This window comes from Microbacterium rhizosphaerae, assembly GCF_034120055.1.
In the GTDB taxonomy this organism is placed as follows: Bacteria; Actinomycetota; Actinomycetes; order Actinomycetales; family Microbacteriaceae; genus Microbacterium; species Microbacterium rhizosphaerae.
On sequence record NZ_CP139368.1, the window covers coordinates 2,097,744 to 2,112,619 of the forward strand.

The 14,876-nt window shown below is 69.7% G+C and carries 11 protein-coding genes; 7 read left to right on the plus strand and 4 right to left on the minus strand.

What is annotated here, in order from left to right; genetic code table 11:
* Positions 1 to 3: 3 nt before the first annotated feature.
* On the minus strand, positions 4 to 2,469 hold the full coding sequence (locus tag SM116_RS09280) for a DNA gyrase/topoisomerase IV subunit A (RefSeq protein WP_320940707.1): 2,466 nt from the start codon (positions 2,467 to 2,469) through the stop codon (positions 4 to 6).
* A 62-nt stretch (positions 2,470 to 2,531) separates the two neighbouring features.
* On the opposite strand from SM116_RS09280, the gene SM116_RS09285 reads away from it, so the two are divergent.
* Positions 2,532 to 3,665: an alkaline phosphatase family protein gene (locus SM116_RS09285; RefSeq protein ID WP_320940708.1), complete on the plus strand. Its 1,134-nt coding sequence runs from the start codon at positions 2,532 to 2,534 to the stop codon at positions 3,663 to 3,665.
* A gap of 6 nt (positions 3,666 to 3,671) precedes the next feature.
* Here the strand turns inward: SM116_RS09285 and sepH are convergent, their stop codons facing one another.
* Positions 3,672 to 4,787, minus strand: a complete 1,116-nt coding sequence (gene sepH / locus SM116_RS09290; RefSeq protein WP_320940709.1) for a septation protein SepH — start codon at positions 4,785 to 4,787, stop codon at positions 3,672 to 3,674.
* Positions 4,788 to 5,019: 232 nt separating this feature from the next.
* Between sepH and SM116_RS09295 the strand changes: the two genes are divergently transcribed.
* Entirely contained in the window at positions 5,020 to 5,313 is a 294-nt protein-coding gene (locus SM116_RS09295; RefSeq protein ID WP_320940710.1) for a DUF4193 domain-containing protein, read from the plus strand.
* On the opposite strand, the gene SM116_RS09300 is transcribed toward SM116_RS09295, so the two are convergent.
* Positions 5,288 to 5,785: a DUF3093 domain-containing protein gene (locus SM116_RS09300; RefSeq protein WP_320940711.1), complete on the minus strand. Its 498-nt coding sequence runs from the start codon at positions 5,783 to 5,785 to the stop codon at positions 5,288 to 5,290. The genes SM116_RS09295 and SM116_RS09300 overlap by 26 nt on opposite strands.
* A gap of 12 nt (positions 5,786 to 5,797) precedes the next feature.
* Between SM116_RS09300 and dut the strand changes: the two genes are divergently transcribed.
* The 5 genes from dut to dxs all read left to right on the plus strand — a co-directional run bounded on the left by dut (position 5,798) and on the right by dxs (position 12,654).
* A complete protein-coding gene (dut, locus tag SM116_RS09305; RefSeq protein ID WP_320940712.1) occupies positions 5,798 to 6,253 on the plus strand; it encodes a dUTP diphosphatase in 456 nt (151 codons plus the stop codon).
* A complete protein-coding gene (locus tag SM116_RS09310; RefSeq protein ID WP_320940713.1) occupies positions 6,250 to 6,849 on the plus strand; it encodes a DUF3710 domain-containing protein in 600 nt (199 codons plus the stop codon). Before dut ends, SM116_RS09310 begins: the two co-directional genes overlap by 4 nt.
* Positions 6,846 to 7,592: a DUF3159 domain-containing protein gene (locus tag SM116_RS09315; RefSeq protein ID WP_320940714.1), complete on the plus strand. Its 747-nt coding sequence runs from the start codon at positions 6,846 to 6,848 to the stop codon at positions 7,590 to 7,592. The genes SM116_RS09310 and SM116_RS09315 overlap by 4 nt, the downstream gene beginning before the upstream one ends.
* A 139-nt stretch (positions 7,593 to 7,731) precedes the next feature.
* Positions 7,732 to 10,542, plus strand: a complete 2,811-nt coding sequence (gene acnA, locus SM116_RS09320; protein WP_320940715.1) for an aconitate hydratase AcnA — start codon at positions 7,732 to 7,734, stop codon at positions 10,540 to 10,542.
* Between the two features lie 159 nt (positions 10,543 to 10,701).
* Positions 10,702 to 12,654, plus strand: coding sequence for a 1-deoxy-D-xylulose-5-phosphate synthase (gene dxs, locus SM116_RS09325; protein ID WP_320940716.1), 1,953 nt, complete (start codon positions 10,702 to 10,704; stop codon positions 12,652 to 12,654).
* Positions 12,655 to 12,709: 55 nt separating this feature from the next.
* Here dxs and SM116_RS09330 read toward each other — a convergent pair whose 3' ends face one another.
* Positions 12,710 to 14,872 (minus strand): 3-hydroxyacyl-CoA dehydrogenase NAD-binding domain-containing protein, encoded by a 2,163-nt coding sequence (locus SM116_RS09330; RefSeq protein ID WP_320940717.1) that lies wholly within the window; start codon positions 14,870 to 14,872, stop codon positions 12,710 to 12,712.
* Between the last annotated feature and the right edge of the window lie 4 nt (positions 14,873 to 14,876).

Here is a 14,876-nt window from a genome sequence, read left to right on the forward strand (position 1 = left end):
GCCTCAGCGGACGGCGGTGCCGATGACGCCGACCACGGCGTCGAGCGGCGTACCGGATGCATCGCGCTTGGCGCCCGCAGCTGGCAGCTGACGCGCCGCGCCGTCCGTTCCCACAGCACGCGGCTCCGATCCCACCCAGGCGAGCGCGATCGTGTCCTCGCCGCGCAGGAAGCGCTGCGCGCGGACGCCGCCCGTCGCGCGCCCCTTGGCCGGGAACTCCGTGAAGGCGGAGACCTTGGCGGTGCCCGCATCCGTGCCCGCAAGCGCGGTGCTGGAGCCGGCGACCGTGACCACGACCGCATCGAAGTCAGACGGGCCGACCACATCGAAGGCGACGACGCGTGCGCCATCCGACAGGCGGATGCCGGCCATGCCGCCCGCCGAACGACCTTGCGGCCTCACCGATGACGCGTCGAAGCGCAGCAGCTGTGCGTCGCTCGCGACGAACACGAGCTCGGCGCCGTCAGATGCCGGGGCGGCGCCGATCACGCGGTCGCCGTCCTTCAGCGCGATGATCTCGACGTCGTGCTTGGTGCCGAGCTCGCTCGCCGCGACCCGCTTGACGACGCCCTGCTCCGTGCCGAGTGCGATCGGCGGCCCGTCGACGATCGGCACGATCGCGACGACGTGCTCGCCCTTCTCCAGGGGCAGGTACTGGTCGGCGCGCGTCCCCGCGGCGAGCTGCACCGAGTTGCCGGGCACGGAGGGAAGATCGACGGGGGAGAAGCGGATGAGACGTCCCGCGCTCGTGACGGCGCCGATGTCCCCGCGGGTGGTCGTGTCGACGGCCGAGCGGATCGCATCGTGCTTCGACCGGCGCGCGGGGGGCACGATTCCGTTGCCCGGCGTATCCGTCGCGAGTTCGGCGCGCACCATGCGTCCCGTCGCCGACAGGAACACACGACAGGGCGCGTCGGCGATCTGAAGGTCGACGGCGACCGCAGCCGCGCGCGAGCGCGGCTGGACCGGCCCGCCGTTCAGCAGCAGCGTGCGGCGCGGAGTGCCATACGTCTCGGCGGCGGTGTCGAGCTCCCGCGCGACCTGGGCGCGCAGCATCCCGTCGTCGCCGAGCAGCTCGACGAGCGCCGCGATCTCGGCCTGGAGCGCGTCGCGCTCGGCCTCGAGCTCGATGCGCGAGAACTTCGTGAGGCGACGCAGGCGCAGCTCGAGGATGTACTCGGCCTGCACCTGCGAGAGGTCGAACACCTGCTGCAGTCGGCCGCGCGCCTGCTCGCTGTCGTCCGAGGTGCGGATGACCTGGATGACCTCGTCGATGTCGAGGATCGCGATGAGCAGGCCCTCGACGAGATGCAGCCTCTCGCGCCGTCGGGCGAGACGGAATTCGCTGCGGCGGGTCACCACGCTGATGCGGTGGTCGAGGTAGACGCGCAGCATCTCGCGCAGTCCGAGGGTCTGCGGCTGCCCGCCGACAAGAGCGACGTTGTTGATGCCGAACGAGTCCTCGAGCGGCGTCAGACGGTAGAGCTGCTCGAGCACGGCGTTCGGATCGAAGCCCGTCTTGATGCCGATGACGAGCTTCAGGCCGTTGTGACGGTCGGTGAGGTCGGTGACATCCGAGATGCCCGTCAGCTTCTTGGCGGTGACGGCATCCTTGATCTTCTCGATGATCCGCTCGGGGCCGACGAGGTAGGGCAGCTCGGTGACGACGAGTCCGGTGCGCCGCGGGCCGAGCTGCTCGACCGCGACCTTCGAGCGGGTGCGGAAGCTGCCGCGCCCGTTCGCGTAGGCGTCCTTGATGCCGTCGAGTCCGACGATGATCCCGCCGCCGGGCAGATCGGGCCCGGGGACGAACTCCATGAGCTCTTCGACGGTCGCGTCCGGGTTGTCGAGCAGATGGATGGCCGCGGCCACGACCTCGATGAGGTTGTGCGGCGCCATGTTCGTCGCCATACCGACGGCGATGCCGGCCGCGCCGTTGACGAGCAGGTTCGGGTAGGCGGCAGGCAGCACCTCGGGCTGCTGGAACTGCCCGTCGTAGTTCGGGATGAAGTCGACGACGTTCTCGTCGAGGTTCTCCGTGAGGGCGAGCGCGGCGGGCGCGAGGCGCGCCTCGGTGTAGCGCGGAGCCGCCGGGCCGTCGTCCAGCGAGCCGAAGTTGCCGTGCCCGTCGATCAGCGGGACCCGGAGGGTGAACGGCTGCGCCAGCCGCACGAGGGCGTCGTAGATGGCCGTGTCGCCGTGGGGGTGCAGCTTGCCCATCACCTCGCCGACGACGCGCGCGCTCTTGACGTGCCCGCGGTCGGGGCGCAGGCCCATGTCGGCCATCTGGAACAGGATGCGCCGTTGCACGGGCTTCAAGCCGTCGCGTGCGTCGGGCAGCGCCCGCGAGTAGATCACCGAATACGCGTACTCGAGGTACGAGCCCTGCATCTCCGCAGAGACGTCGACGTCCTCGATGCGTTCGACGGGACCGTCGTCGGTGGGCGAGGAGGAGCGCGATGCGGGCATGTGCTGTGCGTGACCTTCGGGTGTGCGGGGCTGGGTTCGGACGCATGTGCGACACTGAACCGATGTCCCTCAGCCTACCGGCGGACCCGCCGCGTGCCCGGAGCCTGGTCCGTGTCCTGCCCGAGGTGATCGATGCGCTGTCCGGCTCCTCGACGTGGTTCGCGCCGGCGCGCAGCGCGATCCTGCTCGTCGTCGACGGCCTGGGGGCGGCGAACCTCGCCGCCCGCAGCGGGCACGCGCGCTTCCTCGCGACCGCCGGCGGCAAGAGGGACGTGGCCCGGACGGTCTTCCCCTCGACGACGGCGGCCGCCCTCACCAGCCTCCTGACCGGTGCCGCCCCCGGCGAGCACGGCATCCTGGGCTACCGGGTCCGAGTGCCTGGCGCGCAGGACACCGTGAACCAGCTGAAGGGCTGGGAGACCGACGGTCTCGATCCGCACTCGTGGCAGCGACTGGAGCCGCTCCTGGCCCGCGAGGCCAAGCGCGGCCGGCCGTGCTTCGTCGTCTCCCACGCGAAGTACGCCGGCACGGGCTTCACGGAGGCGATCCTCCGCGGCGCGGAGTTCGTGGTCGCCGCGGACATCGCGGATCGGGCGCTCCTCGCCGCGGATCTCGCCGCGTCCCACCCGGGCGCTCTCGTCTATCTCTACGCCCCTGACCTCGATTCGGTCGGCCACAAGCACGGCTGGGAGAGCGAGCGTTGGACAGCTGCGCTGGAGAAAGTGGATGCGGCGGCCCGCTCGCTCAGCGACGCCCTCGACGGCGGCACCGGCGTCGTCGTCACAGCGGATCACGGGATGATCGATGTGCCGAAGCAACGGCAGGTGCTGCTGGAGGCAGGGGACGCCGTCCTCGACGGGGTCGACATGATCGGCGGCGAGCCGCGCATGCTCCATCTGTACGCGGAGCCGGGAGCCGCCGAGGGCCTGCTGGAGGTGTGGCGGTCGACCGAGTCGGGCCGCTCCTGGGTGGCCTCGCGCGACGAGGCCATCGCGGCCGGCCTCTTCGGGCCCGTGGTCGACCCGGCGGTGCGAGAACGCATCGGGGACGTGGTGGTCGGCGCGCGGTCCGGCATCGTCTACTACGACGACCGAGCGGCCGACAAGGGTCCCCAGCGCATGGTCGGCCAGCACGGCTCGCTCACCGACGAAGAGCGGATCGTCCCCTTGCTGCGCCTCGGCGCGTTCGCGGGCTGAGGCCGGTCACTCGTCGGTACGCGCTCCGAACACGATCTCGTCCCAGGACGGCATCGACGTCCGGCCCTTGCGGCGGCCGGATTCGGCGGTCGCGCGGCTCGGCTCCGCCGTCGTACGAGGCGGCTCTGCGGCCGCTCGAGCGGGCTTCGCCGCGGCGTGGGCCGGCTCCGCGCTGTGCGCGGGCTCCGGAGCGGCAGACGTGGCCGCCGAGGTCTCGAGCGCGGGTTCGAGGGCGTCGAACAGGGCCACGGGGGAGTTCTGCCGGTGGCTCACCGGCAGCTCCACGTCGTCCGCCTCTTCGGGCATGCTCTCGCGCTGACCGCGCCGCCGGCGCAGGGCCTCGAGGAGGTCCGCGGTCTGGCTCGAGGTCTGACTGGTCTCGGGCGCGCGCTTGATGGCGGCGTCCTGGACGGCGGCCGGCGCAGGCTCGTGCATCGCCGGGGACTCGAGATCGGCCTCGGGGTCCGGCATCCGTCGCGGTCCGAATGCGCCGCTGTCGAAGCGGCTGTCGTCCTTGAGGGGCGTGTCGAGCGCACGCAGCCGGGGGATGAGGCTGTCGGGCAGCGACCCCTGCCGTGAGAGCTGGATCGCGTCGGGGTTCAGGGGAGAGAGGATGCCGCGGCGGGGGTCGAAGCCCCAGCGGGCGTCGCGGTCGACCTCGGCGGCTGTGAACTCCAGCTTGACGATCCAGCCGGTCTGCTCTTTCCAGCTCGTCCAGCGCTCACCCGTCGCGCCGACGTCGGCGAGCTTGGCGCGGACGGCCGAGCCGAAGGTGGGCGGCGCGTCGCTGTCGAAGTCCGTGCCGAGCAGCACGGGAACGGCGAGCGCCTGTCCCACGACGTGCTCGCGCTCCGCGAGCACAGGCCCCTCGAAGCGGGCGACATCCTCGACTCGGGCGCCGAGGAGCGCTGCGACCTCCTCGGTCGACAGACCGGCGCGGATGTGCGCCTGCACCTCACGGGGACTGGGACGCGCGGTGCGATCGCCCGCCTCCCGCTCCCGGCGGGCGCGGCGCAACTCGGCGCGCAGCACGTCGTCCACGGGGAGGGTGAATCGCTCCCCGGACTCGGTTGCGAGGACGAGCTTTCCGTCCTCCTCGCCGACGACTCTGAGCTGTTCCATGGGAAGAGCGCCTCCGATCTGGGGTCCTGCCCTATCGTGGCACGGCGGGCCCGCACGGCCGGGAATATCCCGCGCGCGCCGCCCGTTTCGTCTACGCGGTTTCGGTGAACCTGCGAATCCGCAGAGGACATTTGCGAAATGTCATACGGTCGTGCAAACTATCGCCGCCCGTACCGGCGGACCCGCATACCGCCGGGGGCGACAGCACTCAGGGAAGTAGAGAAACTCAGGCATGGCAACGGACTACGACGCACCCCGCAAGAACGAGGACGAAAGCGAGTCGATCGAGGCCTTCAAGGAGCGCGTCCCGGACAGCTCCTCCGCTTCGATCGACGTCGAGGACGCCGACAACCCCGCGGGCTTCGAACTGCCCGGCGCAGATCTGTCGGAGCTCGAGCTCGATGTCGTCGTCCTTCCGCCACAGGAGGACGAGTTCACGTGCGTCAACTGCTTCCTCGTGAAGCACCGCTCTCAGATCGATCACGACACGGCGTCGGGCCCTATCTGCGTGGAGTGCGCGGCGTAACCTGCGCACGGCGGATGGCCGCCGCAAGCCGATCCGGCGTCCGGGTGGAGACGATCCACACGGGCGTCGGATCGTCTTCATCCAGCACCGGGATGCGGAGCACCCCGTCGATTCCCCCTCGGACGATGTGCCACGCACGCGGGTCGAGCTCGCGGCCCCGCGCGATGCGCGCGTCGTCCCCGGTGAGGATCTCCGGCTCGCCCAGAAGGTGGGCGTCGATGTGAGCTCGACCGGCGACGAACTCGCCGCCCCGGACGGCGACCGTCGGTGATCCGGCGATCAGGAGCCACACGACGCCGACTCCGACGACGGCACCGCCGATGAGTGCGACGGTCGCGTCGAAGGGCGCCAGGACGAGCGCCGCCATGGGACCGCAGACGGCTGCCGCCACCAGGAACCAGAGCGATGGGCTGAGTCTCTCGCGGTAGATGACGCCGCTGTCGGCGGGAGCACCGCTCACTGTGTTCTGCATTACCCTCGATGAGTGACCGAAACCGTGGACGTCCTCATTATCGCCCCCGAGCTTCCGGCCTACGCCCACCCCGGGGATGCCGGGGCAGACCTGATCGCCGCCGAAGCCGTCCGTCTCGCGCCCGGCGAGCGGGCGCTCGTGGGCACCGGCGTGCGCATCGCGCTCCCCGAGGGGCATGCCGCCTTCGTCGTCCCGCGCAGCGGACTGGCGGCCAAGCACGGCATCACGATCGTCAATTCGCCCGGGACGATCGACGCCGGCTATCGCGGCGAGATCAAGGTCGCGCTGCTGAACACCGATGCTCGAGAGCCCTACGACATCGCGGTCGGCGATCGCATCGCTCAGCTCATCGTGATGCCGGTGCCGCGTGCGCGCTTCATCCCGGTCGACGAACTCCCCGACAGCCTGCGCGGTCACGGCGGGTTCGGCTCGACCGGCTACCAGAACCACGGAGGGAGCAACGCATGACCGATGCGTCTGCCGCACCAGAAGAGCCCAAGTCGGCACCCGAGGACCGCGCGACGGCCGGCCCGTTCGACGACTCGGAGGCGAACCCCGTCCGCCCCTACATCGACCTCGGCGGCATCAAGGTCCTGCCGCGGGAGGGGCTGAACCTGCGCCTCGAGGTCGAGGAGCAGACGAAGCGCATCGTGGCCGTCGGTCTCGATTACGCCGACTCGACCCTGCAGGTGCAGCCCTTCGCGGCACCGCGCACCGCGGGACTGTGGGAGGAGACGCGCGAGCAGATCCGCCAGCAGATCCGCCAGCAGGGCGGACGCGTCGAGGAGCGCGAGGGCCCGCTCGGCCCCGAGCTGCTCGCCGAGGTGCCCGTGATCGCCGGCGCGGACGGCGCTGCAGGCAAGCGCCTCGCGCGCTTCGTCGGCGTGGACGGGCCCCGCTGGTTCCTCCGCGGCGTGATCGGCGGAGCTGCGACGAGCGACATGGATGCCGCGGCCCAGGTCGAGGATCTCTTCCGGTCGATCGTCGTCGTGCGCGGCGGCAGCCCCATGCCCCCGCGCGACCTCATCCCGCTGAAGATGCCGTCCACTCCGGGCGTCGCGTGAGCGACCCGGACGACGGAGCATCGAAGGATGCCGCGGAGCCGCAGCCCTCGGCATCCGAACTGATCGGCGCCGCCCTCGGTGAGGCGGCCCGACGCGCGGGGCTCGATCCGGCGCAGTCCCGCAGCGCCGGCCACGTCGTGTGGCATGCCATGGGGGGCGTACGCGGTGTGCTGGAGTCCATCCTCCCGAGCCTCGCGTTCCTCATCGCGTACACCGTGACGGCCGACCCGGTCACGCACCAGGGCGATCTGTGGCTCTCGCTCGCGGTGTCGGTGGGATTGGCCGTCGTCTTCACGGTGATCCGGATCGTCATGCGCCAGCCGGCCGCAGCGGCCCTCGGCGGGCTCATCGCGGTCGTCGCGGCTGCAGCGCTGTCGCTGTTCACCGGCCGCGCGCAGGACAACTTCGTCTGGGGCTTCATCACGAACGGGGCGTACGGCACGGCGTTCCTCGTCTCCGCGCTCGTCGGATGGTCGCTGATCGGGCTCGCGGCCGGGTTCCTCATGAACGAGGGGACCGCCTGGCGGCGGAGTCCGCGCAAGCGGCGCGTGTTCTTCTGGCTCGCCATCGCGTGGGCGGCGCTCTTCGCCGCGCGTCTGGCCGTGCAGCTCCCGCTCTACTTCGCCGGCAACGTCGCAGCGCTCGGAACGCTCAAGCTCCTCATGGGCCTGCCCCTGTTCGCGCCCCTCGTCGCGGTCACGTGGCTCGCCGTCCGGGCGCTCTATCCCCACCGCGCGAAGTGATACATTTATCTCGACATCAAGATAAATTTCCCCCGCGCGAACGGTTAGGCCAGCCTCACTAGCCCCCGGCGCTCGGGCGGGGGAGGATGGGAATCGCGGGTACCGCGCCCGCTCCCGCCGCCGATGAAGGAGACGACACGTGTCCACGGTTGACAGCTTCGGTGCGAAGAGCACCCTGACGGTCGGCAGCACCGACTACGAGATCTTCCGCATCGACTCGGTCGACGGCTACGAGAAGCTCCCGTTCAGCCTCAAGGTCCTCCTCGAGAACCTGCTGCGCACGGAGGACGGCGCCAACGTCACGAAGGCGCAGATCCAGGCGCTGGGCTCGTGGGATGCCGCGGCCGAGCCCGACACCGAGATCCAGTTCACGCCGGCGCGCGTGGTCATGCAGGACTTCACCGGCGTGCCCTGCATCGTCGACCTCGCCACGATGCGCGAGGCGATGGAGGCGCTCGGCGGCGACCCCGCCAAGATCAACCCGCTCTCGCCGGCCGAGATGGTCATCGACCACTCGGTGATCGCCGACCTCTTCGGCTCGGAGAACGCACTCGAGCGCAACGTCGAGATCGAGTACGAGCGCAATGGCGAGCGCTACCAGTTCCTGCGCTGGGGCCAGACCGCGTTCGACGACTTCAAGGTCGTCCCGCCGGGAACCGGCATCGTGCACCAGGTCAACATCGAGCACCTGGCCAAGGTCATCTACGACCGGAACGTGGACGGCGTCCTGCGCGCTTACCCCGACACGTGCGTCGGCACCGACTCCCACACGACGATGGTCAACGGCCTCGGCGTCCTGGGGTGGGGCGTCGGCGGCATCGAGGCCGAGGCGGCGATGCTCGGCCAGCCCGTCTCGATGCTCATCCCGAAGGTCGTCGGCTTCAAGCTGAGCGGCACGATTCCCACGGGGGTCACGGCGACCGATGTCGTGCTCACGATCACCGACATGCTCCGCAAGCACGGGGTCGTCGGCAAGTTCGTCGAGTTCTACGGCGATGGGGTCGCATCCGTCCCGCTCGCCAACCGCGCGACCATCGGCAACATGAGCCCCGAGTTCGGCTCGACCGCCGCGATCTTCCCGATCGACGGCGTGACGATCGACTACCTGCGCCTCACGGGCCGCAGTGACGAGCAGGTCGCTCTCGTCGAGAAGTACGCCAAGGAGCAGCACCTCTGGCACGACGCAGCGCACGAGCCGGTTTTCAGCGAGTACATGGAGCTCGATCTGTCCACGGTCGTCCCATCGATCGCCGGCCCGAAGCGTCCGCAGGACCGCATCGAGCTGACGCGGTCGAAGCAGCAGTTCGAGAAGGATCTGTGCAACTACGCCGAGGTCGATCATGACCTCGTCGACCTCGAAGGATCCGAGTCGTTCCCCGCCTCCGACCCGCCCGGAAACTCGCCCGAGGACGAGTACAACCGCCACGAGCACCACCACCACAGCCACGCTCCGGCGACGGCGTCCAAGCCGACGCACGTCGTGCAGGCCGATGGCACCGAGTACACGATCGACCACGGCGCGGTCACGATCGCGGCCATCACGTCGTGCACCAACACGTCGAACCCGTCGGTCATGCTCGCCGCAGGCCTGCTCGCGCGCAACGCCGTCAAGAAGGGCCTCAAGGCGAAGCCGTGGGTCAAGACGACCCTCGCGCCCGGGTCGAAGGTCGTCACCGACTACTACGAGAAGGCCGGCCTCACACAGGACCTCGAGGACCTCGGCTTCTACACGGTCGGCTACGGCTGCACCACGTGCATCGGCAACTCCGGCCCCCTCATCGAGGAGGTCTCGGCGGCCATCAACCAGAACGACCTGGCCGTGACCGCGGTGCTCTCGGGCAACCGCAACTTCGAGGGCCGCATCAACCCCGACGTGAAGATGAACTACCTGGCGTCGCCGCCGCTGGTCATCGCCTACGCGCTGGCCGGTTCGATGAACTTCGACTTCGAGGTCGACCCGCTGGGCACGGACAAGGCCGGCAACGACGTGTTCCTCCGTGACATCTGGCCCGACGCTGCCGAGGTGCAGTCCACGATCGACTCGTCGATCGACAAGGACATGTTCGTCTCGCAGTACGAGAGCGTCTTCGCCGGCGACGAGCGCTGGCGCACGCTGCCGACGCCCGAGGGCAAGACGTTCGAGTGGGATGCCCAGTCCACCTATGTGCGGCGTCCTCCGTACTTCGAGGGCATGACCATGGAGCCGTCGCCGGTCAGCGACATCTCCGGCGCCCGCGTCCTGGCCAAGCTCGGCGACTCGGTGACCACCGACCACATCTCGCCGGCCGGCTCGATCAAGGCGGACAGCCCCGCGGGCCGCTACCTGACGGAGCACGGTGTCGACCGCAAGGACTTCAACTCGTACGGCTCGCGCCGTGGCAACCACGAGGTGATGATCCGCGGCACGTTCGCGAACATCCGCCTGAAGAACCAGCTGCTCGACGGCGTCGAGGGCGGGTACACGCGCGACTTCACCCAGGAGGGCGGGCCGCAGTCGTTCATCTACGACGCGTCGCAGAACTACCAGGCGCAGGGCACGCCGCTCGTCATCTTCGGCGGCAAGGAGTACGGCTCCGGCTCGTCGCGCGACTGGGCGGCCAAGGGCACGAGCCTTCTCGGCGTCAAAGCGGTCATCTCCGAGAGCTTCGAGCGAATCCACCGGTCGAACCTGATCGGCATGGGCGTCGTCCCGCTGCAGTTCCCGGCCGGCGAGTCGGCCGACTCGCTGGGCCTGGACGGGACCGAGGTCGTCTCGATCAGCGGGCTGTCCCAGCTCAACGAGGGCGCCACGCCCAAGACGGTGCACGTCGTCGCCGAGCCGAGCGAGTTCTCGCCCGAGGGCAAGGAGGTCGTCGAGTTCGACGCCGTCGTCCGCATCGACACCCCCGGCGAGGCCGATTACTACCGCAACGGCGGCATCCTGCAGTACGTGCTGCGCCAGCTCGTCTGAGCTCGGATGCGGCAGAACGGGGCCGGCGGCGCGCACGCGCCGCCGGCCCCGTTCTCTTCAGGGCGCGGGAGATCCGAGGGGCCTCACGGATCGCTGACAAAGCGCTCGGCGGGCCTGGGGGATCTGCTCGCTCGAGACCGCCTCGCGTAGACTCGAGGGATGAGCCTGCTCGAGACGATCACGGGTCCGAGAGACCTCGATGCACTCTCAGATGAGCAGATGGACCTCCTCGCCGCCGAGATCCGGGACTTCCTCGTCGCCAACGTCGCGCGGACGGGCGGCCACCTCGGCCCCAACCTCGGCGTCGTCGAACTGACCCTCGCCATCCACCGCGTGTTCTCGTCGCCGCGCGATGCGGTCGTCTTCGACACGGGGCACCAGTCGTACGTGCACAAGCTGTTGACCGGCCGGCAGGACTTCTCGACGCTCCGGCAGACCGGCGGGCTCGCGGGCTACCCCCAGCGGGCCGAGTCGGTGCACGACATCGTGGAGTCCTCGCACGCGTCGAGCTCGCTGTCGTGGGCGGACGGCATCTCCAAGGCGTTCGAGATGACAGGGCAATCGGACCGGCACGTCGTCGCCGTCGTGGGCGACGGCGCACTCACCGGCGGCATGACGTGGGAGGCGCTCAACAACATCTCCGACGACAACACGCGCAAGCTGATCATCGTCGTCAACGACAACGGACGCTCCTACGCGCCGACCATCGGCGGCATGGCGCGGTTCCTGAACTCGGTGCGCACGAAGCAGACCTATCGCAACCTGCACCTGTCGAGCAGTCGCGCGTTCGAGCGGCTCGGCGACCCCGGCAAGGCCTTCTACAACGGTGTGCGCGGCGGCCTGCACGGGTTCCTCGCGCGATTCACGGACAATGAGGCTCTCTACTCGAACCTCGACATCAAGTACGTCGGGCCCGTCGACGGGCACGATGAGCACGCGATGGAGTCCGCGCTGCGGCAGGCGAAGAACTACGGGGCCCCTGTGATCGTGCACGCGATCACCGAGAAGGGGCGCGGCTACGAGCCCGCTCGCCAAGACGAGGCGGACCAGTTCCACGCGGTCGGGATCATCGACCCCGAGACCGGCGAGCCGCTGGAGAGCTCGTCGGCGCCATCGTGGACGTCGGTGTTCGCGGATGCTCTCGTCCGCGAGGCGGAGCGCGATCCGCGCCTCGTCGGCATCACCGCCGCGATGCTGCAGCCCACGGGCCTGCACCGCATGGCCGAGCGCTTCCCCGACCGGGTCTTCGACGTCGGCATCGCGGAGCAGCACGCGGTCACCTCGGCCGCGGGCCTCGCGTTCGGGGGGCTGCATCCGGTCGTCGCGGTCTACGCCACCTTCATCAACCGCGCGTTCGATCAGGTGCTGATGGATGTCGCGCTCCACCGTGCGGGCGTGACCTTCGTGCTCGACCGGGCGGGTGTCACCGGCCCGGACGGGCCGAGCCACCACGGCGTGTGGGACCTCGCGATCCTGCAAGTCGTGCCCGGCATCCGCATCGCTGCTCCCCGGGACGCAGAGCGCATCGTGGAGGAGCTCGCCGAGGCCGTCGTCGTGCAGGACGCCCCCACGGTGATCCGCTTCCCGAAGGGTGCCGTCGGCGCTGAGCTGACCGCTGTCCGCCGCACGGACGACGGCGTGGACGTCCTGCGCGAGGCCGATGTGAAGGACGTGCTGATCGTGACCGTCGGCCCCATGGCCGTCACGGGTCTCGCGGTCGCCGACCTCCTGGCCGCGCAGGGCATCGGCGCGACCGTGATCGATCCGCGGTGGGTGGTCCCCGTCGCCCGCAGCGTCGTCGAGATGTCGGCGGCCCACCGGCTCGTCGTCTCGATCGAAGACGGAGTGCGTGTCGGCGGGATCGGCACCCGCATCCGTCAGGACCTGCGTGAGGCGGGCGTCGACACCGCCGTCACCGAGCTGGGACTGCCGGATGAATTCCTCGAGCATGGCGCTCGGGGCGACATCCTCGCGCGCGTCGGCCTGACGCCGCAGCAGATCGCCCGGGACGTCACGGCCATGGTCTCCGGTGCGAAGCTGCCGTTCGCCCGCGGCGTGTCCGGAGACACGGGAGTGCTGCCCGTGGTCCGGCCGATCGAGCCCAGGAACTGAGTCCACGACGAAGGGCGGCTCCCGGTGGGGGAGCCGCCCTTCGTCGTTCCGTGGATCAGCCGTTCGCGATGCCGCGGATCACGGGGTGGTGGAAAGTGTCGCCGAAGACGCGCTCCGACGCGCCCTCGCGGTCGAGGTAGGGCGATGCCCCGCCGTCGATGAAGGGCCAGCCTGCGCCGAGGATGAGGCAGAGGTCGATGTCCTCGACCTCGGGGACGACGTCCTCGTCGAGCATGAGCTTGATCTCGTGCGCGAGTCCGTCCTGCACGCGCCGGAGGATCTCCGCTTCGGATGCGGCGTCCGAGCCGACGGCGCCCTTGAGCGTCTTCTCCGCCGCCTTCGACCAGCCGCTGACGCGGCCGCTCTTGTCCTTCTCGACGACCTCCGGCAGCTCGGCGAGCGCGTGGAAGTTCTCGTTGGCGTAGAAGCGGTCCGGGAATGCGTGCGCCATCGTGTCCTGGACGTGCGCCGCGACCTTCCAGCCGACGAGGTCGATGAGCTGGAAGGGCGTCATGGGCAGCCCGAGTGGTGCGAACGCCTTCTCGACCGTGAGGAGCGGAGTGCCCTCGTAGACCGCACGCGCGGCCTCGCCCATGACCTTCGCGAGCAGACGGTTCACGACGAAGCCGGGCGCGTCGGCGGTGAGCACCGCGTTCTTGCCGAGGCCCTTCGCCACGACGAACGCGGTCGAGAGGGCCGCATCCGTCGTCGTCGGCGCCTTCACGATCTCGATGAGGGGCATGACCGCCACCGGGTTGAAGAAATGGAAGCCGACGAGCCGCTCGGGGTGCGTGAGCTTCGCGCCGATCTCTTCGACCGACAGCGACGACGTGTTCGTCGCGAGGATCGCGTCCTCGGCGATGATCGGCTCGATCTCGGCGAACACCTGCTGCTTGACACCGACCTCCTCGAAGACGGCCTCGATGACGAAGTCGCAGTCCGCGTACTCGCTCTTGTCGGTCGTGCCGTGGATGAGCGCGCGCAGCCTGTTCGCCGCGTCGCCGTCGAGGCGACCCTTGGCCTCGAGCTTGGCGATCTCGTCGTGGATGTAGGCCACGCCCTTGTCGACGCGCGCCTGGTCGAGGTCGGTGATCAGCACCGGCACCTGCAGCTTGCGCACGAACAGCAGCGCGAACTGGCTGGCCATGAGGCCGGCGCCGATGATGCCGACCTTCGTCACGGTCTTCGCGAGCGTCTTGTCGGGGGCGCCGACCGGACGCTTCGCGCGCTTCTGCACGAGATCGAACGCGTACATGGATGCGGCGAACTGGTCGCCGGTCACGAGGTCGGCCAGGGCGTCGTCCTCCCGGGCGAAACCCTCCGCCTTCGTGCCGCCCTTCGCCTTGTCGAGCAGCTCGAGGGCGGCGTACGGCGAACGGGGAACGGTCCCGATGCGGCTCTCGAGCATGCCGCGGGCCATCTTGATGGCGATCGGCCATTTGGTGAGGCGTTCGAGCTTGCCCGGCTCGTTCTTGCGCTCGACCTTCAGGGTGCCGGTGAGCACCTTGTCGGCCCACAGAAGCGAGTCCTCGAGGTAGTTCGCCGGCGGGAAGATCGCGTCGAAGATGCCGTAGTCGAACGCCTGCCGGGGTTTCAGCATGCGGTTCTGCTTCAGCGGGTTCGAGATGACGACCTCGAGGGCGTTCTCGATCCCGATGAGGTTCGGCAGCAGGTAGGCGCCACCCCAGCCGGGGATGATGCCGAGGAAGACCTCCGGCAGCGCGATCGCGGCGGCCGAGGCATCCACGGTCCGATACGTCGAGTTGAGCGCGATCTCGAGGCCGCCGCCGAGTGCGAGCCCGTTGACGAAGGCGAACGAGGGGACACCCAGCTCCGACAGCGAGCCGAGGACCTTGTGCCCGAGCTGCGCGACGAGCTTGGCGTTCTCCTTCGACCCCACACGCGAGATGTCGCTGAGGTCGGCGCCCGCGGCGAGGATGTACTGCTTGCCGGTGATGCCGACGGCCTGGATCTCACCCGCCGCCACGCGGGCCTTGAGCCCTGCGAGGGTCTCGCCCAGCCGGGTCATGGTGGCCGGGCCCAGCGTGTTCGGCCGCGTGTGATCGCGGCCGTTGTCGAGCGTGATCAGCGCGAGCACCTTGCCCGAGGGCAGCCGGATGTCGCGGACGGTGGAGTTCGTGATCACCTCACCGTCGGTGAGGGCCTGGATAGGCGAGAAGTCGATCTGCGCGTACTGATCAGAAGCGGTGTTCGTCATCCTT

Bases quoted from the DNA above. Each gene is read 5' to 3' on its own strand.
- SM116_RS09280 (WP_320940707.1), bottom strand. From the start codon at position 2,469: ATGCCCGCATCGCGCTCCTCCTCGCCCACCGACGACGGTCCCGTCGAA.
- SM116_RS09285 (WP_320940708.1), top strand. From the start codon at position 2,532: ATGTCCCTCAGCCTACCGGCGGACCCGCCGCGTGCCCGGAGCCTGGTC.
- sepH (WP_320940709.1), bottom strand. From the start codon at position 4,787: ATGGAACAGCTCAGAGTCGTCGGCGAGGAGGACGGAAAGCTCGTCCTC.
- SM116_RS09295 (WP_320940710.1), top strand. From the start codon at position 5,020: ATGGCAACGGACTACGACGCACCCCGCAAGAACGAGGACGAAAGCGAG.
- SM116_RS09300 (WP_320940711.1), bottom strand. From the start codon at position 5,785: ATGCAGAACACAGTGAGCGGTGCTCCCGCCGACAGCGGCGTCATCTAC.
- SM116_RS09310 (WP_320940713.1), top strand. From the start codon at position 6,250: ATGACCGATGCGTCTGCCGCACCAGAAGAGCCCAAGTCGGCACCCGAG.
- dxs (WP_320940716.1), top strand. From the start codon at position 10,702: ATGAGCCTGCTCGAGACGATCACGGGTCCGAGAGACCTCGATGCACTC.
- SM116_RS09330 (WP_320940717.1), bottom strand. From the start codon at position 14,872: ATGACGAACACCGCTTCTGATCAGTACGCGCAGATCGACTTCTCGCCT.